General features: G+C 71.4%; 23 protein-coding genes. 9 read left to right on the top strand and 14 right to left on the bottom strand.

All coding sequences use genetic code 11. The features are described 5' to 3' along the window. Positions 1 to 52: 52 nt before the first annotated feature. From ACIA73_RS03670 to ACIA73_RS03680, 3 genes are all read right to left on the bottom strand, one after another. Complete coding sequence (locus ACIA73_RS03670; protein ID WP_399436592.1) at positions 53 to 1,417, bottom strand: glycoside hydrolase family 18 protein; 1,365 nt, start codon at positions 1,415 to 1,417, stop codon at positions 53 to 55. A 58-nt stretch (positions 1,418 to 1,475) separates the two neighbouring features. Continuing rightward, on the bottom strand, positions 1,476 to 2,453 hold the full coding sequence (locus ACIA73_RS03675) for a threo-3-hydroxy-L-aspartate ammonia-lyase (RefSeq protein ID WP_399436593.1): 978 nt from the start codon (positions 2,451 to 2,453) through the stop codon (positions 1,476 to 1,478). Positions 2,454 to 2,551: 98 nt separating this feature from the next. Beyond that, the gene (locus ACIA73_RS03680; protein ID WP_399436594.1) at positions 2,552 to 3,277 is read right to left on the bottom strand and encodes a S1 family peptidase; all 726 of its coding nucleotides are present in this window, start codon (positions 3,275 to 3,277) and stop codon (positions 2,552 to 2,554) included. A gap of 287 nt (positions 3,278 to 3,564) precedes the next feature. On the opposite strand from ACIA73_RS03680, the gene ACIA73_RS03685 reads away from it, so the two are divergent. The 3 genes from ACIA73_RS03685 to ACIA73_RS03695 all read left to right on the top strand — a co-directional run bounded on the left by ACIA73_RS03685 (position 3,565) and on the right by ACIA73_RS03695 (position 6,235). Then, positions 3,565 to 4,383, top strand: a complete 819-nt coding sequence (locus ACIA73_RS03685; RefSeq protein ID WP_399436595.1) for an alpha/beta fold hydrolase — start codon at positions 3,565 to 3,567, stop codon at positions 4,381 to 4,383. Between the two features lie 363 nt (positions 4,384 to 4,746). Next, positions 4,747 to 5,481: an ANTAR domain-containing protein gene (locus ACIA73_RS03690; protein ID WP_399436596.1), complete on the top strand. Its 735-nt coding sequence runs from the start codon at positions 4,747 to 4,749 to the stop codon at positions 5,479 to 5,481. 1 nt (position 5,482) lies between these two features. Further along, on the top strand, positions 5,483 to 6,235 hold the full coding sequence (locus ACIA73_RS03695; RefSeq protein ID WP_399436597.1) for an ANTAR domain-containing protein: 753 nt from the start codon (positions 5,483 to 5,485) through the stop codon (positions 6,233 to 6,235). A gap of 35 nt (positions 6,236 to 6,270) precedes the next feature. Here ACIA73_RS03695 and ACIA73_RS03700 read toward each other — a convergent pair whose 3' ends face one another. Further along, positions 6,271 to 6,867, bottom strand: a complete 597-nt coding sequence (locus tag ACIA73_RS03700; protein WP_399436767.1) for a TetR family transcriptional regulator — start codon at positions 6,865 to 6,867, stop codon at positions 6,271 to 6,273. Between the two features lie 236 nt (positions 6,868 to 7,103). On the opposite strand from ACIA73_RS03700, the gene ACIA73_RS03705 reads away from it, so the two are divergent. Beyond that, positions 7,104 to 7,250: a hypothetical protein gene (locus ACIA73_RS03705; protein ID WP_399436598.1), complete on the top strand. Its 147-nt coding sequence runs from the start codon at positions 7,104 to 7,106 to the stop codon at positions 7,248 to 7,250. A 35-nt stretch (positions 7,251 to 7,285) separates the two neighbouring features. Then, entirely contained in the window at positions 7,286 to 7,642 is a 357-nt protein-coding gene (locus ACIA73_RS03710; protein ID WP_399436599.1) for a DUF4190 domain-containing protein, read from the top strand. Between the two features lie 84 nt (positions 7,643 to 7,726). Here ACIA73_RS03710 and ACIA73_RS03715 read toward each other — a convergent pair whose 3' ends face one another. Next, the gene (locus tag ACIA73_RS03715; RefSeq protein ID WP_399436600.1) at positions 7,727 to 9,079 is read right to left on the bottom strand and encodes an esterase-like activity of phytase family protein; all 1,353 of its coding nucleotides are present in this window, start codon (positions 9,077 to 9,079) and stop codon (positions 7,727 to 7,729) included. 192 nt (positions 9,080 to 9,271) lie between these two features. Here ACIA73_RS03715 and ACIA73_RS03720 point away from each other — a divergent pair, with 192 nt between their 5' ends. Beyond that, positions 9,272 to 10,363, top strand: coding sequence for an ABC transporter substrate-binding protein (locus ACIA73_RS03720; protein WP_399436601.1), 1,092 nt, complete (start codon positions 9,272 to 9,274; stop codon positions 10,361 to 10,363). Positions 10,364 to 10,433: 70 nt separating this feature from the next. Here ACIA73_RS03720 and ACIA73_RS03725 read toward each other — a convergent pair whose 3' ends face one another. Together ACIA73_RS03725 and ACIA73_RS03730 are read right to left on the bottom strand one after the other, a co-directional pair. Continuing rightward, complete coding sequence (locus tag ACIA73_RS03725) at positions 10,434 to 11,570, bottom strand: response regulator (protein WP_399436602.1); 1,137 nt, start codon at positions 11,568 to 11,570, stop codon at positions 10,434 to 10,436. A gap of 336 nt (positions 11,571 to 11,906) precedes the next feature. Continuing rightward, positions 11,907 to 12,485, bottom strand: a complete 579-nt coding sequence (locus ACIA73_RS03730) for a TetR/AcrR family transcriptional regulator (RefSeq protein ID WP_399436603.1) — start codon at positions 12,483 to 12,485, stop codon at positions 11,907 to 11,909. 224 nt (positions 12,486 to 12,709) lie between these two features. On the opposite strand from ACIA73_RS03730, the gene ACIA73_RS03735 reads away from it, so the two are divergent. Continuing rightward, a complete protein-coding gene (locus ACIA73_RS03735) occupies positions 12,710 to 13,693 on the top strand; it encodes an LLM class flavin-dependent oxidoreductase (protein WP_399436604.1) in 984 nt (327 codons plus the stop codon). 99 nt (positions 13,694 to 13,792) lie between these two features. Here the strand turns inward: ACIA73_RS03735 and ACIA73_RS03740 are convergent, their stop codons facing one another. Further along, positions 13,793 to 15,013, bottom strand: a complete 1,221-nt coding sequence (locus ACIA73_RS03740) for a cytochrome P450 (RefSeq protein WP_399436605.1) — start codon at positions 15,011 to 15,013, stop codon at positions 13,793 to 13,795. A 199-nt stretch (positions 15,014 to 15,212) separates the two neighbouring features. Between ACIA73_RS03740 and ACIA73_RS03745 the strand changes: the two genes are divergently transcribed. Continuing rightward, entirely contained in the window at positions 15,213 to 15,899 is a 687-nt protein-coding gene (locus ACIA73_RS03745) for a helix-turn-helix domain-containing protein (RefSeq protein ID WP_399436606.1), read from the top strand. 30 nt (positions 15,900 to 15,929) lie between these two features. Here the strand turns inward: ACIA73_RS03745 and ACIA73_RS03750 are convergent, their stop codons facing one another. The 6 genes from ACIA73_RS03750 to ACIA73_RS03775 form a co-directional block, all read right to left on the bottom strand. Beyond that, on the bottom strand, positions 15,930 to 16,496 hold the full coding sequence (locus tag ACIA73_RS03750) for a hypothetical protein (RefSeq protein WP_399436607.1): 567 nt from the start codon (positions 16,494 to 16,496) through the stop codon (positions 15,930 to 15,932). Between the two features lie 17 nt (positions 16,497 to 16,513). Continuing rightward, positions 16,514 to 17,890, bottom strand: coding sequence for a hypothetical protein (locus ACIA73_RS03755; RefSeq protein WP_399436608.1), 1,377 nt, complete (start codon positions 17,888 to 17,890; stop codon positions 16,514 to 16,516). Then, positions 17,887 to 18,693 carry an ATP-binding cassette domain-containing protein gene (locus ACIA73_RS03760; RefSeq protein WP_399436609.1) on the bottom strand — a complete coding sequence of 269 codons (807 nt, stop codon included), beginning with the start codon at positions 18,691 to 18,693 and terminating at the stop codon, positions 17,887 to 17,889. The genes ACIA73_RS03755 and ACIA73_RS03760 overlap by 4 nt, the downstream gene beginning before the upstream one ends. A gap of 53 nt (positions 18,694 to 18,746) precedes the next feature. After that, positions 18,747 to 19,583 (bottom strand): zf-HC2 domain-containing protein, encoded by an 837-nt coding sequence (locus ACIA73_RS03765; RefSeq protein WP_399436610.1) that lies wholly within the window; start codon positions 19,581 to 19,583, stop codon positions 18,747 to 18,749. A gap of 110 nt (positions 19,584 to 19,693) precedes the next feature. Continuing rightward, on the bottom strand, positions 19,694 to 20,197 hold the full coding sequence (locus tag ACIA73_RS03770) for an RNA polymerase sigma factor (RefSeq protein WP_399436768.1): 504 nt from the start codon (positions 20,195 to 20,197) through the stop codon (positions 19,694 to 19,696). 218 nt (positions 20,198 to 20,415) lie between these two features. Continuing rightward, positions 20,416 to 21,006, bottom strand: a complete 591-nt coding sequence (locus tag ACIA73_RS03775) for a MarR family winged helix-turn-helix transcriptional regulator (RefSeq protein WP_399436611.1) — start codon at positions 21,004 to 21,006, stop codon at positions 20,416 to 20,418. Positions 21,007 to 21,129: 123 nt separating this feature from the next. Here ACIA73_RS03775 and ACIA73_RS03780 point away from each other — a divergent pair, with 123 nt between their 5' ends. Continuing rightward, the gene (locus ACIA73_RS03780; RefSeq protein ID WP_399436612.1) at positions 21,130 to 21,732 is read left to right on the top strand and encodes a malonic semialdehyde reductase; all 603 of its coding nucleotides are present in this window, start codon (positions 21,130 to 21,132) and stop codon (positions 21,730 to 21,732) included. Positions 21,733 to 21,754: the final 22 nt, after the last annotated feature.

Consider the following 21,754-nt stretch of genomic DNA (forward strand, 5'->3'; position numbering starts at 1 on the left):
GGGTGTGCGCCGTCAGACGGGCAGTGGGTCGGAGGGGCAGTCGGTCAGCGGGTCAGCGGCCGAGCCCCCGGTCCAGGGCCCGCATCAGTTCGCCGTCGGCGGTGTCGCCGTCCAGCGACCAGGCCATCGCGCCGCCCAGGCCACGGGCGCGGACGTAGGCCGCCTTGGTGGTGAGGACCAGCGGGTCGTCGTACGTCCACAGGGTCGTACCGTCGAACAGCCAGGCGTGGCCGCGCAGCAGGTCGCGGTGCACCTTGAAGGCCCCCGACCGGGCGAGTGGCTTCAGCTCCTTGTAGTCGGCGTAGCCGGCCGCCCACTGTGCGGGGGCGGGACCGGTGGCGGGCTTGTTCAGGCCGTTGCCGCCGCCGGTGACGCCGGTCCAGCCCTGGCCGTAGAAGGGCATTCCGACGACGAGTTTGCGGGCCGGGGCGCCGCGCTCCAGCCAGGACTGCACGGTGCCGTGCACGCTGAAGTCGTCGCGGGCGAAGAGGGCCGACTGCTGGGCGGTCTTCTTCTCGCCGCTGACGTGGAAGTCGTACCCCTGGAGGTTGACGAAGTCGAAGTCCTTCATGATCTTGCGGACCTCGAAGCCCGCGTCGATCTTCTCCTCGGCGGTCGGCACGAACGCGGACAGCTCGTAGTGCTTGCGCTGCTGCTTGCCGTAGGCGTCGAGCTGGGTGCGGAACTCCCGGACCAGCGCGGTGAAGTTCTTCTTGTCCTCGGGGCGGAAGACGGTGTCGGTGTCACCGGCCGAGCCCGGCCACTCCCAGTCGATGTCGATGCCGTCGAAGACCCCGGCGGCCGAACCGTCGCCGCCGCGCACACCGTCCTTGGGCAGGTTGCCCTTGATGTAGAGGTCGATGCAGGAGGTGACGAGGGCCTTGCGGGAGGCGGGGGTGAGGGCGGCGTCCGAGAAGTTGGTCGACCAGGACCAACCGCCCAGTGAGATGAGGGCCTTGAGGTTCTTGTGCTTGGCCTTCAGCTCGCGGATCTGGTTGAAGTTTCCGGCCAGGGTCTGGGTGTCGGTGTCGGCGGTGCCGTCGACGGAGGTCGCGGCGTCCAGCGGGCGCTGGTAGTCCGCCCACGGGTCGCTCTCCCCGGGCTGCGGGGTCAGGAAGCACTTGCCGGAGGTGTCGACGTTGCCGAAGGCGTAGTTGAGGTGGGTGAGACGGGCTGCCGTACCGCTGGTGTCCAGGTCCTTGACCTGGAAGTTGCGGCCGTACACCCCCCACTGGGTGAAGTACCCGATCCGTTTGAGGGAGGGCGGGGAGCCGTGGCCCGCACCCTGCTCCGGCGCGGCGGCCGGAGTGGGTGCGGGCGTGGGCGCGGCGCTCGCCGTGGGCGCGAGAGTGGCGAGGAGCGAAGTGACACAGGCGGCGGCGACGAGGGCCGACCCTTGCAGAAGTCTTCGACGCATGAGCGGACGTTATTGGTCTGGACCAGCAGGGGTCAAGGGGTGGTGCGGGCGCCGGCTCTCAAGAGGCCACCAGTGCGGCGAACCGGTCCAGGTCGATGTTGCCGCCACTGATGACCACGCCGACCCGCTGCCCGCGCAGCTGGTCCGCCCTTTCGCGTACGGCGGCGAGGCCCAGGCAGCCGGTGGGTTCGGTCACGATCTTCATGAAGGTGGCGAAGTCCCGCATGGCGTCGATGAGTTGGGCGTCGGTGGCGGTCAGGATGTCGGTGGCCCGGTGGCGGAAGATGTCGAAGGTCCAGGTGCCCACGTGCTGGGTCTGGGCACCGTCGGCAATGGTCTTCGGGGTGTCGATGTGCACGATGGAACCCGTACGGAAGGACTGCCGGCCGTCATCGCCCGCCTCCGGCTCGACGCCGTACAGCCGGCAGTCCGGCGACAGCGCCCCCGCCGACAGCGACGAGCCGGACAGCAGCCCGCCCCCGCCCATCGGCGTGAAGAGCGCGTCCAGCTCGCCGACCTCCTCGAACAGCTCCTTGGCCGCGGTGCCCTGACCCGCGATCACATGGGGGTGGTCGTACGGCGGGATCAGCGTGTACCCGTGCTCCTCGGCCAGCGCGCGGCCGATCTCCTCCCGGTCCTCGGAGTAGCGGTCGTACGTCACGACCTGGCCCCCGTACCCCTTGGTGGCGGCGACCTTGGAGGCGGGTGCGTCGTGGGGCATCACGATGGTGGCCGGAATGTCCAGCAGCTGGGCGGAGAGCGAGATCGCCTGGGCGTGGTTGCCGGAGGAGTAGGTGATCACTCCGGCCCGTCGCTGCTCGGGGGAGAACCGGGACAGGGCGTTGAACGCGCCACGGAACTTGAAGGCCCCCATCCGCTGGAAGTTCTCGCACTTGAACACCACGTCCGCACCGAGCTGTTCATTGAGCAGGCGGGAGCGCAGCACCGGGGTGCGGTGGGCGTGGCCGTCGATGCGGGCGGCGGCGGCCCGGACGTCTTCGTAGGTGGGTGACTGAAGTGCGGGTGTCGGAGGCATGCGTCGATCTTGCCGCCCCCCGGGGTGCCGGGGAAAGGGGGCCCCACGCCTTCCGGACGAGAAGGCGCGGGGCCCGGTCGATCAGGTTCGGCCCGCGGTCACACGCCCGCGATCGACTGGATCCAGGAGCGGTAGGCGGTCACATTGGTGTACGCCGTGGTGGTCTGGCGGTCGCTGGTGGAGGCGACGCCGACCTGGACGCCGCCCGCCGTCATCGGGCCGCCGGAGTCGCCGCCGGCGGTGATGCCGTTGCCGCGCCGGGCGCAGATCGCCGAGCCGCCGTACGCGTCACCGCAGCCACCGGTCACCGTCACATTGGCCACTTTCAGATACCGCGACTGGCAGTTGATCTCGGAGCCGCACTGCGAGGTGGCACCCCACCCGTACACCTGCACGCTCTGCCCGACCTGCACCGAACCGGGCTGCCCGAGCCGGGAGTACGTCCCCTGCACCGACCGGTCGAGACGGACCAGCGCCAGGTCCGAGCTGTGGGTGTACGTCTGGACGCCGTTGGCCAGGGTGCCGCCGCTGTGCTGGTCGAGGCTGCCGATGCGGAAGGAGAGACCGCCGCCGGAGACACAGTGCTTGGCGGTGAGGATCCAGGTGGGCGCGATGATCGTCGCCGAACAGGTCTCTCTGCCGTTGGAGAGGAGGCGGGCGGCCCAGGGGGCGTTGCTGGCGTAACCGCCGCCGATGATGGGCTGGGTGGCCTGCGTGGTGGGGGCGGGGGCAGGGGCGGCGGCGGCCGCCGCGGTGGGGGAGAGCAGGGCGACGACGGTCGCGGCGGCGGCGAAGAGGGCGGGGGCCAGCCGGGTTATTCGCATGGGGTCCTCGTTTCGTGGGGGACGCCGAGGGGCGTGTGTGGGGGTCGGTGGCCCCAGGGTGCCGAAGGGCGGAGGATCCGGGTAATAGCGAATGGTCATAACGCGGGCTTGGGGCGTGGGGGTTCGGCCATGGGGGGCGTGGCGGTTCGGACATGGCTGTCCGGGTGTGGCTGTCCGGGTGTGGCTGTCCGGCTGTGGCGGTCCGGACAGGGCAGTTCGCGCGTGGCGTGGTCCGGGCCTTACGGTTCACAGGATTCGGACACGGGTTCGGACATAGGGTCGGCTCCATGAACGCCATCGACCTGCGCGGCGCCACCCTCCACCACGACGACCGCGGCCCCTCGACCGGCCTGCCCGTCCTCCTCATCCACGGCCACCCCTTCAACCGCACCCTGTGGGAACCCCAGGCCACCGCGCTGATCGCGGCCGGATACCGGGTCATCACCCCTGATCTGCGCGGATACGGCGACAGTGGCGTCACCCCCGGCAAGGTGTACCTCTCCGACCTCGCCGAGGACCTGGTCGCCCTCCTCGACCACCTGGACATCGAGCGGGCGGTGATCGGCGGGGTCTCCATGGGCGGCCAGATCGCCATGGAAATCCAGCGCAGCCACCCCGGCCGGGTGCGTGCCCTGGTCCTCTCCGACTCCTCCTTCCCCGCCGAGACCGACGAGGGCAAGGCCTTCCGCAACGGTCTGGCCGACCGGGTTCTCGCCGAGGGGATGGACGGGTACGCGGGTGAGGTCATCGACAAGATGCTGGCCGACTACAACGTCGCCGCCATGCCGGAGGTGGCCGCACGCGTCCTGGACATGATGCGGGCCACCGACCCCCGCGGGGCCGCCGCCGCTCTGCGCGGGCGGGCCGAACGCCCGGACTACGGCGACACGTTGGCGGCGGTGCGTACACCCGTCCTCATCGTCGTCGGTCGGGACGACGTCTACACCCCCGTCGCCGCCGCCGAGGCCATCCACCGCCTCGTACCCCACGCGACCCTCACCGTCATCGAGAAGGCCGGACACCTGCCCGGCGTGGAACAGCCCGACGCTTTCAACGCCACCCTGCTGGACTTCCTCACTACCCGGGTGACCAGCCGGAGCGGGTGACCTCCGTAGCCGACATGACCGGCACGATCGCCGCCATCGAACTCCCGCAGGGGTGGCGCCGACGTAGATCCACAAGCCGCCACTTCCCGATGAACGGCTGAATCGTCGCCTCCGAAACCGGAGCTTCGCCGGTCGGGGGGGCTACGCTGGGCCACGTACCGTGAGTTGCCCCGACCGGAGGGATCCGGTCACAGCGGCGGCTCGGGCGGGCAACGCGAATCGAGGCGACCGGATCCTTCCGCCATCGGGCACATCCCGGCTCTCTGCAGCCAGCCCTACCTCGGCGCGCCTCACGGTGCGTTATCCACGGGCCCGGCCCCCGCTCGTTCATGCGTGCCTGGAAGGCGCCGGAACGGACTTTCGATGTCTGTCACGCCTCGTGACGTCCTCGCGGCCCAGAAAGTGCTCGACCTTGCCTCGCGCGCGGACGGTTTCGACATCCTGGAACTGCTGCATGACCTGACGACACACACGGTCAGCCTGCTGGGCATACGCTCGGCCGGGGTCACCATCCTCGACGAGGCCGGAGAGGTCGACTACCTCACCGCCTCCGACGAAACGTGCCGACGCCTGGAAGAAGACCAGCTCGAACTCGGTGAAGGCCCCTGCCTGGACGCCGCCCGCACCGGCCGGCCGCTGGCCCCGGTCCTGCTGCGCGCCGCGCACCCCAGCAGCCGGCTCTGGCCCCGCTTCACCCACCGTGCGCTGCACGCCGGCATCACCAGCGTCGCCGCCGTGCCGCTGCGCACCCCCGTGTACCCGCTCGGCGCCGTCAACCTGATGAGCTCCGGGCGCGTACCGACGCGGGAGGATTTGAGCCTGGCGCAGGTGCTGGCCGATGCCGCCGGGATCTGCCTGCACCACCGGCAGACGCTGCGTACCAAGGACGAGATCATCGGCCAGCTGGAGACAGCCCTGGAATCCCGCATCGTGATCGAGCAGGCCAAGGGCGTACTCGCCTCCCGCCTGGCCACCGACGTGGAAGAGGCATTCACCTTGCTGCGCAGTCATGCCCGTTCCGGCCGGCAGAAACTCACCGAACTCGCCGCCGAGGTGGCGGGGGGAACCATCCCGGCCGCACTCGATACGGCACGCTGACATGGTCCGCGCCAAAGGGGACTACGCCTCGGGCGGCGCCCCCTCGCCCCACGACGGCCCGGCCGGCTTCCTGGCCCGCGTCCACCGGGCCGCGCGCAACGGAAACGGTCCGGGTTCCCCTCCTGCTCCCGGCGCCGCCCGCCTGCTCGGCCTGGACGCCGTCACCTTGAACCTGCGTGCTCGCGACGGCCACCTCGAACTGCTGTGGTGCGACCCGGGCAGGGGGCTGGGCGCCGACCTGGACACCCTGCAGTACACCCTGGGCGACGGACCGACCCTGGAATCCGCGCAGCACGGCCTCTTTCTGGACGCACCGGACGTGCTGGCCGTCGACCCGGCCCGCTGGCCCCTCTTCCTGCCGGCCGCCGCCCGCACCCCGCTCCGCGCCGTCTTCACCCGGCCCCTGCGGCTCGGCGCCGCCCTGATCGGCGTCCTCACCGGCTACCGCACCACCCCCGGCCCCCTCACCCCCACCCAGCAGCGCGATCTGCACCACCTGGCCCGCAGCCTGCGCAGCCTCCTCCTCCTGCCCAGCGACCTGGCCAACGCGGACGAGGAGACCGGCCTGCGGCTCTACCGCGCCGAGGTCCACCAGGCCACCGGCTTCCTCGCCACCGAACTCCATGTCTCCCTGGAAGAAGCCCTCCTGCGTCTGCGCGCCCACGCCGCCGCGCGGGACCAGCCCCTGCCCGACCTCGCCCAGAGCCTTCTCACCCGCCGCCTGTCCCCCGACATCTTCGACCCCGTGACGTAGCCGCGACCCCGGACGGGGCGTTCGCACCCGCCGTCCTAGTGCGGTGATACGTCCTTGCCGGTGACGTCGTCGAGCCAGTGGCGGCGTCCCAGGCTGACCAGGCGGAGCTGGCGGCGGGCCAGTTCGGCGGTGGCTGTCCGCAGTTCGGGGGGTGCGTCGAGGAAGGCGGAGGTGGTCATCACCATGTGGTCGACGTATACGCCCGCCAGCATCACCAGGTCCTCGCGCGACCAGCCCGTGGAGTCCGGCAGCGCGCCGAGGGCGTCGGCGACCTCCTCGGCGAAGAGCCGCAGTTGGGCTGCGATCGCCTCGCGGACGGGGCGTACACCGCCGTGCCGCTCGCGGGCGATGAACCGTACATGGGCGGGGGAGGAGCGCACCAGGTCGGCGATCAGGTCGACCGTGAGGGCGATACGGGCGTCGCTGTCGTCCGCGTCGGGGGCGGACAGGCTGGCGCGGATCGCGCCGTGCAGGCTGCCGAGCGAGGCCTCCACCAGGGCGACACCGAGTTCGGCGGTGTCCTTGAAGTGGCGGTAGAAGGCGGTCGGGGCGAGGCCGACCGAGCGGGTCACCTCGCGCAGGCCGAGACTGCTCAGACTCTGGTGCTCCAGAAGGCCGAGGGCCGCGTCCATCAGCGCCTGACGGGTCCTCAACTTCTGGGCCTGGCGGGAGCCTGCGGTCGCCGGGGGGTGCGGGGTGGGGGCGGCGGGGTGGCCGGGGGTGCGGTCTGTGGCGGTGTGACTCATGTCATTCAGTAAACAGTCGTTCTCCGAGGAAGGGAAGTGTGGGGGTGTGGTTCAGTGGACAACTGTAACTACAAGTGTTCACTCAACCCGTCAACTCACCCTCTTCTGTGAGGTGTTCAGTCGTGATCGCACTCGTCGCCGTACTTCTGCTCCTGGGCGTTCTGCTCGGCCCGGTCGCCCACGCACCGCTGTCCGTCACCCTGGTCGCCGCCGCGTTCATCGTCGGCTGGCTGCTGATCTTCGCCGTCCGGGAACGCCGGCACCGCTGACATCCCCCACGACCTCACCGAGAGAGGAACTCACCATGCAGCTCACCGCTCCCGCCCGCACCGATGCCACCAGCACGGACCGCACCAGTGCGGACCGCACCAGCACGGACCGCACCAGCACCGAGCCCACCCCGGCCCCCCGTCGTCGCCCCACCGGTCTGCGCGACGCCGACGGAATGGCCGTGGCCGCCTTCGTGCTCGGCCTCGTCGGGCTCCTCGTCATGAACGTCATCCTGGGCCCGGCCGCCCTGGTGCTCGCCACTCTCGCCCTGCGCCGCGGCACCACCCGCCGCTTCCGTGCCTGGCTCGGCCTCACCCTCGGCGTCGCCGACCTCGTCGTACTCGCCACCGTCGTCGACCTGAGCAACACGGTCTCGTGGAACTTCGGCTGAGGCCGGGGGAGCTGAGGGCGGGAGAACTGAGGCCGGGCGAACTGAGGCCGGGGCAACCTCGTGCGCCCCGGCCCGCCCCCGTCGTCAGCGCAGCCGATGCGGCAGCCGCACCCGTACGAGAGTCGTCTCGATGCCGCTGTCGACGAGACGGCCCTTCGCGTCGAAGGCGCCCGGGCCGTCCGACATCCCGAAGTCGTTGTCGTTGAGGAGCACCAGCGTCGACGAGCCCTCGACCGCGATGCCCTCGATCTTGCCGGGCACTCCCTTGACCTTGTTCAGGTCCACCACCAGGCGCTTGGGCAGTACCGGAACACCGGCCGCCGCCGGGTCGGCCAGCTGCTCCACCGAAGGGGCCGTGGCGGACTCCCAGCGCGAGTTGAGGATGTCCGAGCTCCGCCGCAGCCGCACCTCGTGCAGGCGGGTGGACTTGTCGGTGCGTTCCTGGACCAGCAGGCGGTCGCCGCCGAGCGCGACCAGTGCGGAGATCTTGAGCTCGGAGGTCTTGGTCTGGCCGGGCTCGACGACACCGACCGGGTCGAAGCGGTAGAGGTACTCGGCCGTCACCCGCTCCTTCCGTGGTGAGAAGCGCACCAGCCGTGTCGTACGGGACTCCTCGCCGGCCGCCTTGCCCGGGTTGAGCAGCGGGCTCTGGAGACCCAGCACCAGGTCACCGTCGGGCAGCAGGGCGAGACCCTCGAAGCCGCGGTTGATCTTGCGCTTGAGGAAGACCGCGGGCAGCGACTCGACCACCGGGTAGTCCGTGCCGGTCAGCTTCAGGCCCCTGGGCACGTGGCGCGCCAGCACCCGCCCCCGCGCGGAGATGTGGACCAGCGAGGGCCCGTACTCGTCGACCAGCCAGAAGCTGCCGTCGCGGTCCCGGACCAAGCCCTCGGTGTCCAGACCGTTGGGGTTGTAGGGGAGCGGGGTCGTGGCGTTGTGGTTGTACGGGGCCTCGTCGCGGCCCGCCTGGTTGGGCAGGCCGGTCACGGGCTTGCCGGAGCGCGTGGTGATCGGTACGGACTCCAGGACCTTGACCCGGCCACCGACGGTACGGACCTTCACGAGCGCCGGGTTGAAGCCCGGGACGGGGAAGGTGCGCCGCTTGTCCTTGCCCACCTCGATCTGGCCGTTGGGGCCGCGGTCGGTGACGGTCCAGTACTCGCCGTGCCGCCCGGCCGGGTAGAGGTCGCTGCCGATCCCGCCGAGGTTCACCCCGCGGTCGTTGCCGACCGTGCCGGGCAGCAGGCGGTTGCTGAAGGTGCCCAGCGGGATGTCCGGCAGTGTCGAGGTGGAGACCACCCGGGGCTGGGGACGCTGGTGGTGCCCTGCCGGTGCCGCACCGGCGCTTCCCACCACCGTGGTGAACACCAGGGCGGCGGAGAGCGGCAGCACCACGGCGGCGGGCCGGCGCAGCGGACGCGGATTCAGCGGATTCATCGGAACTCCCTTGTACGGAGCCACGGGTGGGCCCCCACAGCAACACCCGTCATGCTCCGCACCTGTCCGCAACGTGGGGCGACCCCTGGGTGAAGCCCGGTCGATCCCGGGGTGAACGCACGTCTCCGCGGGTTGGGCCACAGGCGCTTATCCGGTTGCCCGGAGGTGATCACGGCGGATGGAATGGCCGGCATGACCACGACCCCGACGCGCCCCGTCCTCATCGGCGCTCTCGCCCCGCTGACCCGGCCCGGCTGGGCCGAGGCGGGGCAGCATCTGCTCGCCGGAATGGAGTTGGCCGTGCGCGAGGCCAACGACGCCGGTGGGATCGCCGGACGGCCACTCGAACTCGTCGTCCGGGACACCGCGGCCGACCCCGGGAAGGCCGCGGCGGCCGTGGAGGAACTGGCCCGCCTGGGCGTGGCCGCACTGGCGGGGGAGTACCACAGCGTCGTCGCCCGTACCGCCGCCACCAGGGCCGACGCCCTCGGTCTGCCGTACCTCTGCTCGTCGGCGGTGCTCGACGGGCTCACCGGACAGCCCTCCGACCGGGTCGCACGGCTCGCCCCGCCGCAGTCCCGTGGCTGGCGGATCTACGCGGACTTCCTCCTCGGCGCGGGCCACCGCCGCATCGCCGTCGCCACCCAGCCGAGCGTCTACTGGGCATCCGGGACCCGCGTCCTCCGGGAGCACCTCGCCCCGCACGGTGGCACCGTCACCGAACTCGACACGACCACGCTCGGTCCCGAGGCGGTGTGCGACGCCCTCGCCGACGGGCGCGCGACGGCCCTGCTCCTGCTCGTCGGCCACCCGGAACCGGCGGTGCCGATCGTCCGGGCGGTCCGCCGCGACCGGCGCCTCGCCGAGATCGTGCTGGGCGCCCCGGCAGGCCAGCCGGAACTTCCCTCCTGGAAGGCCCTGTTGGGACAGGACGGCACCGCGATCCCCTTCCTGCGCTACCTGCCCGAGCGGCTGACCCCGCTCGGTGCCCGGGTCGGGGCGGCCCTGGGGGAGCGGCTGGGAGAGGAGCCCTCCTTCGTCGCCTTCGAGGGGTACGACACGGTCGCCGTCCTCGCCGACGTACTGCGCACCCACGGCACGGACCGGGCGGCCGTCGCCGGCGCCTGGCCGGACGTCGAGGTCGACGGCACCCGTGGGCGGATCGGGTTCTCCCGGGTGCCGGGCATCGGAGTGTGGCAGTGGGCAGGTGCGCCCGTGGGGATCGTCGACCGGGATCCGGCGGAGCCGGCCCGCTTCCGGGTCCTGCACACCGATCGCGGCTGAGCGGACGCGGCGGTGGGGCAGAAGGGCCGGTTGGGTGGACACCGGCGGGTCAACTCCCCTCCCGTACGCGCTACTTACCCCCCTCGCGCAACCGGCGTTCCAGGAAGATGTCCGTGAAGACCGAGACCTTCGCGCGCAGCGCCCACGGGTCGAAGGGCTTGCCGATGTAGTCGACCGCGCCGGCCGCGTAACCCCGGGCGGAGTGCTCGGAGTCGGTGCCCATGGCGGTCAGGAAGATGATGGGGATGTCCCGGTTGCGGCTGCGGCGCTTGATGTGGGCCGCGGTCTCGTAGCCGTCCATGCCGGGCATCTGCACATCCAGGATGATCACCGCGAAGTCGTCGTTGTCGAGCAGTGCCTTCAGCGCGTCGCGCCCGCTGGAGACGGCCACCAGCGGCTGATCGAGGGTGGCCAGTACGGCGGTCATGGCCAGGAGGTTGTCGGGCTGGTCGTCCACGATGAGCACCTTGGGCATGGCCTGCGGCACCACGACGGGATCGGGCTCGGGTTCCGGCACCTTCACCTCGGGGTCGCCGAGCGCGCCCGCCGCCTCGATCGTCTCCAGCTGGCGCTCCAGGAGTTCGCAGCGCTTCTCGGCCAGCTCCCGGTGCGCCTGAACCTCCTCCAGCTCGCCTGCCAGACGGCTGACTTCCGCCCGCAGCGCGCTGCGCTCCAGCAGCAGGTCCGCCACATCCGGGATGGCTTCCTGCGCCCCGGCCTCCAGCGCGTCGGCCCTGCTCCGCTCCGCGTACCAGTCCGCTTCCAGCTGGTTGAGCCGCACCTCCAGATCGGCGATCCGGTGCTGGCGCTGAAGCAATGCCTCGCCCAGTACGTCCCCGTGGGCGGACGAGCGGCGGGCGGAACGGTCGGCGTCCGCGAGCTGCCGCTCCAGCAGCTCCATCGCGTGCCGGGGCGAGGAACTGGTCTCCACGGCGGCGCGATGCAGCCGGCGTACCCACTCGATCGCCTCCGGCGTGGGCGGCGTACCGCAGTGCTCGGCCAGGTCGGTGAACAGGTCCATGACCACCTCCCACGGGGGTACGCGGGTGCCGCCGAGGTAGCGCGACAGCGTGCCGGCATCCCGGAAACGGCGGCTGGCGTACCGGCGTACGGACACGTCCAGACCGCAGAACATCTCCCGCAGCGCCTGTGCCAGCGCGCTGGATTCCTCACTCAGGCCCTCGGCCAGCGGTCGCAGCTCACCCATGGCCGTCACCGCCGGTGGTCCTGCGAACTGCGGCCCTCATCGACAACAGTGGACGTTTCACCAGGTGTCCTCTTCGGCCAACGACCGTTTGCCGGCCGTGTCCCCACCCCGGACGAACCTCCGGAGTGGAAACAGCATCCTGGACGGACGGCCCACCGCGTCCCGGAAATCGGTGACTGGCAACGTTGCTCGGTGCCCGTTGATCCGGACGCCCGGTCCGGCAACGGACCCTTCCCGGCTCAGGTGGGCCGTTGTCCGGGCCGGGGGTGTTGCCGTACGTCGCAACCGGCAACGTTCCGGGGCGGGTTCCTCCCGCGCCCCGCCCGCGGAACCGGGTCAGCGCGTGCGTACGCCGTCGATGGCGATGGCCAGCAGGAGGCCGGCCTCGGCCGGACCGTCGTGGTCGCGCTCGGTGGCCAGTGCGATGGCGCCGACGAGCTTCAGCAGTGCGGCGATGGTGATTCCGGCGCGCGCGGCGTCTGCCGCCCGGGCGCGTGCGAGGAGGGGGCCTCCGGCGGTGGTGATCATGGCGTGGCAGGTTTCGCCCAGGGACGGGTCGCCGTTCTGTATCAGGGAGGCGCCCAGGCCCCGGTTGGTCACGGCATGGGTGGCGACGGCGTGCAGCCAGGTGGACAGGGCCTGGCCCGGGTCCGGTGCGGTGAGCAGGTCGTCCGCCTTCGCACACAGGGCCTGAACCCGGTCCTTGAAGACCGCCTCCAGGAGCGCCTGCCGGGAGGGGAAGCGGCGGTGCAGGGTGGCGGATCCGACTCCGGCGCGGCGGGCGACCTCCTCCAGGGAGGCGTCGGCACCGTGCTCGGCGATCAGGGCTCCGGCGGCGGCCACGATCTTCTCGGCGTTGCGGCGGGCGTCGGCCCGCATGGGCCGGCCGGGCGGGGCGGCGGCGTCCTCGGGCACGGGGAACTCCTGACGGCTTGATAAACGGGGTGGCCCTCCATATCGTAGCGAACGAGAAACGGAGGGGTGCCCCGTTTAGGGGGAGGCTCCTTCTTCGATATGGGTGTGATGGGTGTGATGGGTGCAGTGGGGGAGACGGAGATGACTGTGGAGCTGGGACAGAGAGCCGTTGTGGTGGTGGGCACGATCGGCCTCGGGGACGCGCGTACCGTCGGGCAGGACGCATGAGTGCCCGCGACCGCGCCCACGGCCTCGGGCGCGTCGGGATCTGGGCGTCGGACTTCGACCAGCTCACCGCAGCCGAGATCCGTGCGGCCGCCGCCGTGGTCGAGGAACTCGGGTTCACCGCCCTGTGGTTCCCCGAAACCATGGGACGCGAGGCGATGGCGCAGGCGGCGATCCTGCTGTCCGCCACCCGGCACCTCACGGTGGCCTCCGGTATGACGGACATCTACGCCCGCGACGCGGTCACGGCCGCCGCCGGGCAGCGCACCCTGGAGGAGGCGTTCCCGGGGCGGTTCCTGCTCGGTCTGTGGGAGAGCCACCCCAGCCTGGCCCGGGACATCCGAGGCCATCGCTACGGCCCGGCGCCGGCCGCGATGCGCGGCTATCTCGACGCATTGGACAGCGCCCCGTTCGGACCACCCGGCACGGGGGCCTCACCTCGCCGCGTACTCGCCGCCCTGGAACCCGCGATGCTCAGCCTCGCCGCCGAACGCACCCTGGGCGCAATGGTGCTGGGTATGCCCGTCGAGTACACCCGGGCCACCAGGACCCTCCTCGGAGACGACCCCCTGCTGGCCGTCACCCAACTCTGTGTGCTCGGTGACGACCACCCGGACCACGACGACCACCCGGACCACGACCACCCGGCCACCGCAGCCCCGGCCACCGCAGCCCCGGCCACCGTCGGCCTGGCCCGCACCACGGCCGCAGCCGCCCTGCCCAACCGCCGCGACCTGCTCCGTGGGCTCGGGCACACCCACCCGGACGCACTCGACCGCCGACTGGTCGATGCGGTGGTGGCCCACGGTTCCGCCGAGGTGATCGCGCAACGCGTCCAGGAGCACTTCGACGCCGGAGCCGACCACGTCGCCCTCCACCTGGTGACCGCCACGCCAGGCTCCCCGCCGGTACGCCAGTGGGGGCAACTCGCCACGCACCTACCGCTGCGGCCCGGCACACCCGCGCCCGGCACACCCGCGTAACCCCCGAGTAGGAACACCCGCGCAGGAACACCGCGCGGAACAGGGCACGAGCACGTCACCCGCGTAGGAACGGCCGGGCCTTCCGGGCCCCGCCCCCGCTCACGCGTCCCAGGTGACCGGCAGCTTCCGCACCCCGAAGATGTCCGCGAGCTCCGGCCGCAGGACCACTTCCTCCGGCGGCACCGCCAGGCGCAGGGTGGGGAAGCGCTTGAAGAGTGCGGGGAAGGCGACGCGCATCTCGACCCGGGCCAGTTGCTGGCCGAGGCACTGGTGGATGCCGTGGCCGAAGGCGACGTGGCCGCCGTCCTGGCGCCGGAGGTCGAGCGTGTGGGGGTCGGTGAAGCGGGCGGGGTCACGGTTGGCGGCGTGGTTGGAGAGGACGACGGTGGTGCCCGCCTCGATCAGTTGGCCGCCCACCTCGACGTCCTCCAGGGCGGTGCGCATGAAGGACTTGGCGACGCTCAGGTAGCGGAGGAGTTCCTCCACGGCGCGGTCGGTGAGGCCGGGATCGGTGCGCAGGGCGTCCAGTTGGGCCGGGTTCTGGAGGAGGGCGTAGGTGCCCAGGGAGAGCATGTTGGCGGTGGTGTCGAAGCCGGCCGCGAGGAGGATCAGGCTCATGCCCTTCAGCTCCTCGTCGGTGAGGTCGCTGTCGGTGAGTTCGCTGAGTACGTCGTCGGTGGGGTGCGCGCGCTTGGCGGCCACCAGTTTCGCCAGGTACTCCTGGGTCGCGGTGTAGGCCGCGATCAGCTCCTCGTCGCTGGTCTCGCCGCCCATGAAGGTGTCGATCTGCTCCTGGAAGGACGCCCGGTCCTCGTACGGGACCCCCAGCAGCTCACAGATGATGATGGTGGGGATGGGCTTGGCGAACGCGGTCACCAGATCCGTCGAAGGACCCGCCGCCTCCATCGCGTCCAGGCACTCGGCGGTGATCTGCTCGATCCGCTCGGTGAGCATCCGCATCCGCCGCACGGTGAACCTGCCCATCAGCGGCTTGCGGTAGCGGCTGTGCACGGGTTCGTCGGTGAGCAGGAACTCGCCGGGCGGGGCGGGCGGAAGCTCGTAGTCGATGACGTTCATCAGCTCCTTGCGCGCGCTGAACCGCGAGTCGGCCAGGACCGACCTGACCAGGTCGTACCCGGTGATCATCCAGCCGGGTTTGCCACCGGGGCCGGGGTGGGTGAACCGGCTGACGGAGCCGTGCTGTTGGGCCTCGATGAGCTCGGCGGGCGGATCGAAGGGGCAGCCGGGCCGACGCTCCGTGGGCAGGGCCGGGACGGTGTGGACGGCTTCACTCGTGGCTTCACCCGTGACTTCACCCATGACCATTCCTCATCTCGCGATAGAGCGTGTTTAACGTGTCTCGAAAGCTACGTTGCATTCGGGTCCGCCGCAATTGCAAGAAGTGCGTAACTCCATTTGAAGTAAGGGAAATTGATGCAATGACGCTGAAGGTGAATGCAACAAGCCGTTGCAATGGGTGACGTCGAAGGCAATACTGGCCCGCATGCCAGGAGGACGATTGACCCAGCAGGAACGTCAGCGCATCGCGGCCGGGCTCGCGGACGGCCTTTCGTACGCCGAGATCGCCCGGCGGATCGACCGGCCGACCTCGACGATCAGCCGCGAGATCGCACGCAACGGCGGGCCGTCCGACTACCGTCCCCAGCAAGCACATCAGGCGACGACGCACCGGGCGCGGCGCGGCACCCCGGTGCCCCCGCGTGCGGCCGGACCGGCAGCCGGCACGGAGGGCGGGAGCGATTCGCTCGCCGCCGCACACGAGGAGATCGTCGACCTGGCGGTCGGATCGGGGATGCCGCGGATGACCGCGCGCGTCCATGTGGACCTGATCCTGGCCGAGGACGGCAGGCGTACGGCGGCCGAGCTGACCCGCAGGCTGGGGGTCAGCCCGGCTTCCGTTTCCCTGTCCGTGAACTACCTGGTCGAGCACGGGTATGTGCGGCGCGAACGCGACCCGCAGCGGCGCCGCGACATCTATGTGATCGACGACGAGGCCCACTACCACTCGATCGCGACCAGCGCACAGGAGACACTCGTGGTCGCGCGGGCCGCGAGGGCGGCGGCGGAGCTCCACGGCCCCGACAGCCCCGTGGGCCAACGCCTGGCCAAGGGCGGGCTGTTCCTGGAGCGGATGGTCACGGACATGATGGAGTCGGCGGACAGGTGGCGGGGGCTGCTGATGTGAGGGGACGGGGGCGGCCTTCGCCCACCCCCGCTACCGCCTGGGCCCCCCGACGGCGTACACCGAAGTCCCCACCACGGCCAGCACCAGCGCCGTCCACCCCGCGGCCGCCGTTCCCGACGGCAGCAGCATCCACGTCAGCACCTGTGTCCCGGCCTCCGCCGACGGCGGCACGACCAGGGAGACCGCCAGCCAGCCGAACGGCAGGATCCAGGCGTACGTCGCCCCGCCCCACGCCGCCCCGAGCGCGACCAGCCCGGTCAGCCCCGCACTGTTGCGCACCACGAAGGACGTCGACACCGGCTGCCCGCTCAGCACCAGCACCGCGAGCAGCACCCCACCGATCACCACCCCGCAGAGCAGCACATGCACCGCCCTGCGCGGCACCCACCGGAACGCGGCCGTCCGGTCCAGTGCCGGGTCCTGCCCGCCGAGCCCGGCCGCAAGGGTGGTCGCCCCGACGGTGAGGATCAGCGTGGACAGCCGCGGGTCGGCAGTCGACCCGCCGCCGAGCCGGGCGAGCGCCCACACCGCGAGCGCGCAGCCCAGCACCACGGCGAGCGAGGCGGGAACCTGCCGCGAACGGGCGTACAGCGTCAACCACCTTACGGGGAGGCTCACTTGACCCCGCCCAGTGCGGTGAGTGCGTCACCGGAGCAGGAGACGGCGGCGGCGTGCATGGCGTCGATGCGCTTCTGCTGCTCGGGCCGGGGGAGCGCGGTGAGCTTCTGCCAGGCCGGGACGGCCTTCTCGCCCTGGGAACGCGCGTCGTGCATGGTCCCGTCGAGCGGCTTCAGGCCGCCGAGGACCCAGGCCGCCCCGATGCTCTGGGCGGCGGCCTCCTCGACGGCGCCGCTCTCGGTGGCGCTGCGGGCGCCGCACAGCGGGGCCATGCCCTGGCCCACCAGGGCGCGGGTCAGCGTCTTGCCCTCGGCCCCGCCGATCGCCCGGTCGTCGAAGTCGACGAGCAGTACACCGGGGGCGCGGTCCACCTTGCCGAAACTCCCCCGGGGGACGACGGTCTCGTGGATGACCCTGGGGGCCCGGTCGCCCAGGGCGAGCCGCAGCACGCGCAGGGTCTCCCTGCCCGGACCCGCCAGTGCGCCGAGTCGCCCTTCATGGGCCCTGGTCACGCACACCGGGCCGTCGCACACCTGCGCCGCCGCGGCCCTGTCGATGACGTACGTACCGCGCGGCGCGGACGGCAGCACCAGCAGGGCGACGACGCCGCCCGCCACCAGCGGAGCGAGGGCGAGCAGCCGGGTGCGCGCAGTCGCGGCGGCCAGCAGCGCGAGTCCGGTGACGGCCATGCCCAGCAGCCACAGCGCCTGCCCGAGGTGTACGGGGCCGGTGAGCGTGAGCAGCGGTTCGCGGACCTCCGCCACCGCCGGCGACAGCAGCGAGAGCGGGTTCGGAGCGGTGGACTGCGGCAGCGCGGTGTCCGAGGTCTGGCGCAGCAGGAAGCCGAGTACGAGGCCGCCCACCGCCAGTACCGGCGGAGTGAGCGCGGACGGCACGGCCCGTGCCACGCCCATGCCCAGTACCGCCCCCGCGACCAGCGCGAACGCCCCGATCAGCGAGATCGGCAGCCAGCCGGGATGGTGGTACGTGGCGTCGCCGCGCAGCACCAGTACCGCACCCAGCAACACCACCAGGGCGAAACCGGAGACCAGCGCCAGCCCCGTCGCACCCCCGAGCACCGACGCCCGGTGCCGGGCCGGACGCGGCGTGCTCGCCAGCAGCTCGGCCATCTTCGCGCGCGGATCACGCAGCCCCTGGAGCGCCCCGAGCCCGACGGCCAGCGGCAGCAGGAAGAACAGCGGATAGCGGGTCCACAGCGCCATCGAGGTCCACTGCGCCGTCCACCGCGCACCGTCCTGCTGCCACGGCCCCGGGATGAGCAGGAGGTACGCGAGGGCGATCGCCAGGACGGCGAGACCGGCCCACGGGGCGAGAGAACGCCGCAACTCGATGCGCAGAATACGGAAGTTCACCAGGCACCCCTCGTGCTCACCGGGTCGGCGAGCAGCGCCGAGTAGCCCCGCTCCAACGGACTGTCGCCGACGTGCTCGGGCCCGCCCGCGGCCGCCAGCTCGTCCGGAGTGCCCTGGAAGACCAGCTTTCCCTCGGCGAAGAGCACCACATCACCGCACGCGGCGGCCACGTCCTCCACCAGATGGGTCGACACCACCACACAGCTGTCCTGTCCCAACTCCTGGAGAAGTTCCCGCAGTCGGAGCCGCTGCGCCGGATCGAGGCCGACCGTCGGCTCGTCGAGCAGGAGTACGGCGGGGTCGTTGACGATCGCCTGGGCGACACCGGCGCGCCGCACCATCCCGCCCGACAGCGCCTTCATCCGCTCATCGGCACGGTCGGCGAGGCCCACCCGCTCCACGGCCCGCTGCACCGCCGCCGGAATATCCGCCTTCGGCACCTCCTTCAGCCACGCCATGTACTCCACGAACTCCCGCACGGTGAACCGCTTGTAGTAGCCGAAGTCCTGCGGCAGATAGCCGATCCGCCGCCGCAGCGCACGGTGCTCGCCCACCCCGCCCACGGCCTCCCCAAGCAGCTCCAGCTCACCGGAGGCCGGGCGCAGCACGGTGGCCAGCGCCCGGATGAGGGTGGTCTTGCCCGCCCCGTTGGGACCGAGCAGACCGTGCACGCCGGTGCCCAGCGACAGATCGAGCCCGTCGACGGCCATCCGCTTGCGGCCTGCTCTGACTTTCAGTCCGGTCGCCCTGATCTCCCAGGCGTACGCCGTGGGGGCGATGTCGGCCCTGCTCATTGCGGGCATGGTGCGCTTCCTCTGCTCTCGTGACGTGTCGTTCTGCCTGTTCGCCCTCGGATTCACCGACCGGCCCCCAGCACGCTGTACGCACCCCTGCGGGCGATCACCACGGCCGCGCCCAGCGCCAGCACCAGTCCCCACACCGGCAGCCCGTCCGGCTGGAGTGCGAAGGCGGTGCGGCCCACGGCCAGGGTCGGCGCCGCCACCACCAGGGCCCACGCGGCCACCATCGCGGCGGCGGCCCTGGACACCCCGATCACCCCGCCGAGCGCCAGCGTCAGTGAGGTGAACGCCAGGCTCGGCAGCAGCCACTGCGCCGCCGACACCCCGGTCACCCAACCGCCCACCAGCAGCGCGGGGATCACCACGGCGAGCACCGAAGCGGTACGCCGCAGCACCAGTTGCAGCCCCGCCCTCGGGGTGGAGGCCGTCAGTTCGTACGCCGGATCCAGCCCGCGCGACCAGGAGGCCGCCACCCCGCACACCGGCAGCACGGGAGCCAGCATCAGCACCATCGAGACCCGGCCGGAACCGGGCGCCGTCAGATCCAGCAGCAGCGCCAGCCCCGCCACCGCGACCACCATCGCCAGCCACGGCGCCATCGCGGGCGTGGCCCACACCGACAGCTTCGCCCGCCGCCGGGCCCGAACCGGCACCGAAGCGGCCAACTCCCCCTCCAGACCGGACCAGACGGCCCCGGTCAGCACCGTCACCGCGGGCGCCTCCACCGCGACCGCGGCCGACAGCCGCTCCCGGCAGCCCGGACAGCCCTCCAGATGGGCCTCCAGCGCCCAGACCTCGTCCGCGCCGAGGTCACCGCCCCCGCGTACGTACTCCTCGATGAGCCGCACCGAAGCATGCGCCACGATCGGGCCCTTGCCCTGATTCGTGCCCATGCGCTGGCCCGGACCCCGGCCTCTACCCTGGCCCATGCCCTGGCCCGGACCCCGGCCCCTGCCCTGACCCATGCCCTCGGCCCCGCTCTTGTCCGCCTCTGCGTCGCTGTTCACGCCATCGCCTCCCGCATCGCGATCCGGGCCCGGCGGGCACGGGTCTTGACCGTGCCTTCGGGCAGCCCGAGCACCACGGAGGTCTCCCTGACGGACAGCCCGTCGAGCACCATGGCCTGAAGTACGTCCCTGAGTTCCGGCGCCAGCCGCCGCAGCGCATCGCCGACATCCCCGCCGACGGTCCCCACCAGCGCTTCTTCCTCGGCGGCCGGTGCCACGGTGTGCGCGGCGGCAGCGGGTGGCGGCTCCGCGTGATGGGCCCTGCGCCGGAACGCGTCCACCAGCCGGCGTGCCGCGATCGTCCACAGCCAGCCGACGGCCGAACCGCCGACCCCGCTCCCGGCGAAGGAGCCCGCCGCCCGCCACACCGCGAGATACGTCTCCTGCATGACCTCGGCGACGATCTGCTGGTCGGCGCAGCGGCGCGTCAGCCGCACGGCCAGCCACGGCGACGTACGCCGGTACAGCTCTTCGAAGGCGGCCCGGTCCCCCCGGGCCACCCTCCGGAGCAGAAGCTCCTCGTCCAATTCCTGCGGCGGTGCCGCCCCAACCCGTTTCACACCAGCTAGACGTACGGCAACGCCAGCGGGTTTTCATCGCCGAGTGACGCTGGTCACACCTGGTCGCGGTAGCCAGAACACCGCCTCTGACCTGCGGATTCAAGTGAAGTGTCGGCGGCCTGCGAGCCTCGGGCCTGTCATCTCGGGCCGTTCCGGGCCTACTTGATGCTGGTGTCGCCGAGGGTCTCCAGTACCTGGCGGAGCTGATCGGCGGCCGTCCGGACCACGTCGCGGTCCACGCCGTCGAGGAGCTGCGCGTAGTTCGCCAGGTGGTCCGCGAAGGCGGCCCGGGTCACCTCCTGGCCGTGCTCGGTGAGGCGGATCTTGATGGTGCGGCGGTCGGAGCCGTCGCGTACCCGCTCGACCAGGCCCTTGGCCTCCATCCTGTCGATGCGGTTGGTGATCGCGCCCGAGGTCACCATCGACGCCTTGATGAAGGCGCCGGCGGTGAGCGCGTAGGGCGGTCCGGAGCGCTGGAGCGTGGTGAGCACGTCGAACTCGCCGCTCTCCACCCCGTGGTGGGCGGCCGCCGCCTTGGCGGACTTGTCGACCACCTGCCCCAGACGCTGCACCCGGGCGAACAGCTCCACCGGCCAGAGATCCTCCTCCAGGTCGGGGCGCTCCGCGACCCACTGCCCGATGATCGCGTCCACGGCATCGCTCATCGCCGCACTCCTCTCCGTAGCCAACTTCTCGTCAGGCGTCTTCTCGACAGCCATCTTCTCAACAAGCACCTTCTCAGCGGCCATCTTCTCAGCGTCCGTCTTCTCAACACTCACCATCTCAACATTAAGACACTTGACGTTGAGGGAGTCCGCTGCTTTATTTACCTCAACGTTGAGATTCTCAAGGCTGAACGACAGGAGCACACCATGTCCGAGCGCACCCTCCTCTCCCTCCTCCCCGCCGCCCAGGACCTCCTCTTCCGCGAAGCGCGCACCGCCAACACCTTCACCGACGAGCCGGTGACCGAGGAGCAGGTCCAGGCGGTGTACGACCTCATCAAGTACGCCCCCACCGCGTACAACCAGTCCCCGCTGCGGATCCACCTCGTCCGTACCGACGACGCCCGTGCCCGGCTCCTGGCGCACATGGCGGAGGGCAACCGCCCCAAGACCGCGACCGCCCCGCTGGTCGCGTTGTTGTCCGCGGACAACGAATTCCACCAGGAACTCCCCGCGCTGCTCCCGCACTTCCCGCAGGCCAAGGACCTCTTCTTCGCCGAACGTCCGGTCCGCGAGGAGTCCGCTCTGGTCAACGCGACGCTCCAGGCGGCGTACTTCCTCCTCGGAGTGCGCGCGGCGGGACTGGCGGCCGGGCCGATGACCGGCTTCGACTTCCCCGCCGTACAGAAGGAGTTCCTGGACGACGACCACACCCCGCTGATGGTCGTGAACATTGGCCGGCCCGGCGCCAACGCCTGGTTCCCGCGCTCCCCGCGACTTTCCTACGACGAGGTCGTCACGACGGTCTGAGCACCCGAAGCCCGCACCTCCG

It is taken from the genome of Streptomyces sp. NPDC051561, from assembly GCF_044454195.1.
GTDB lineage: Bacteria > Actinomycetota > Actinomycetes > Streptomycetales > Streptomycetaceae > Streptomyces.

What these genes read in the sequence shown, in the direction of transcription:
- ACIA73_RS03760 (WP_399436609.1), bottom strand. Translation starts at nt 18,693, where the DNA reads ATGCCCGCAATGAGCAGGGCCGACATCGCCCCCACGGCGTACGCCTGG.
- ACIA73_RS03780 (WP_399436612.1), top strand. Translation starts at nt 21,130, where the DNA reads ATGTCCGAGCGCACCCTCCTCTCCCTCCTCCCCGCCGCCCAGGACCTC.
- ACIA73_RS03720 (WP_399436601.1), top strand. Translation starts at nt 9,272, where the DNA reads ATGACCACGACCCCGACGCGCCCCGTCCTCATCGGCGCTCTCGCCCCG.
- ACIA73_RS03725 (WP_399436602.1), bottom strand. Translation starts at nt 11,570, where the DNA reads ATGGGTGAGCTGCGACCGCTGGCCGAGGGCCTGAGTGAGGAATCCAGC.
- ACIA73_RS03775 (WP_399436611.1), bottom strand. Translation starts at nt 21,006, where the DNA reads ATGGCCGCTGAGAAGGTGCTTGTTGAGAAGATGGCTGTCGAGAAGACG.
- ACIA73_RS03710 (WP_399436599.1), top strand. Translation starts at nt 7,286, where the DNA reads ATGCAGCTCACCGCTCCCGCCCGCACCGATGCCACCAGCACGGACCGC.
- ACIA73_RS03690 (WP_399436596.1), top strand. Translation starts at nt 4,747, where the DNA reads ATGTCTGTCACGCCTCGTGACGTCCTCGCGGCCCAGAAAGTGCTCGAC.
- ACIA73_RS03670 (WP_399436592.1), bottom strand. Translation starts at nt 1,417, where the DNA reads ATGCGTCGAAGACTTCTGCAAGGGTCGGCCCTCGTCGCCGCCGCCTGT.
- ACIA73_RS03715 (WP_399436600.1), bottom strand. Translation starts at nt 9,079, where the DNA reads ATGAATCCGCTGAATCCGCGTCCGCTGCGCCGGCCCGCCGCCGTGGTG.
- ACIA73_RS03765 (WP_399436610.1), bottom strand. Translation starts at nt 19,583, where the DNA reads ATGGGCACGAATCAGGGCAAGGGCCCGATCGTGGCGCATGCTTCGGTG.
- ACIA73_RS03735 (WP_399436604.1), top strand. Translation starts at nt 12,710, where the DNA reads ATGAGTGCCCGCGACCGCGCCCACGGCCTCGGGCGCGTCGGGATCTGG.
- ACIA73_RS03740 (WP_399436605.1), bottom strand. Translation starts at nt 15,013, where the DNA reads ATGGGTGAAGTCACGGGTGAAGCCACGAGTGAAGCCGTCCACACCGTC.
- ACIA73_RS03675 (WP_399436593.1), bottom strand. Translation starts at nt 2,453, where the DNA reads ATGCCTCCGACACCCGCACTTCAGTCACCCACCTACGAAGACGTCCGG.
- ACIA73_RS03695 (WP_399436597.1), top strand. Translation starts at nt 5,483, where the DNA reads ATGGTCCGCGCCAAAGGGGACTACGCCTCGGGCGGCGCCCCCTCGCCC.
- ACIA73_RS03685 (WP_399436595.1), top strand. Translation starts at nt 3,565, where the DNA reads ATGAACGCCATCGACCTGCGCGGCGCCACCCTCCACCACGACGACCGC.
- ACIA73_RS03700 (WP_399436767.1), bottom strand. Translation starts at nt 6,867, where the DNA reads ATGGACGCGGCCCTCGGCCTTCTGGAGCACCAGAGTCTGAGCAGTCTC.
- ACIA73_RS03680 (WP_399436594.1), bottom strand. Translation starts at nt 3,277, where the DNA reads ATGCGAATAACCCGGCTGGCCCCCGCCCTCTTCGCCGCCGCCGCGACC.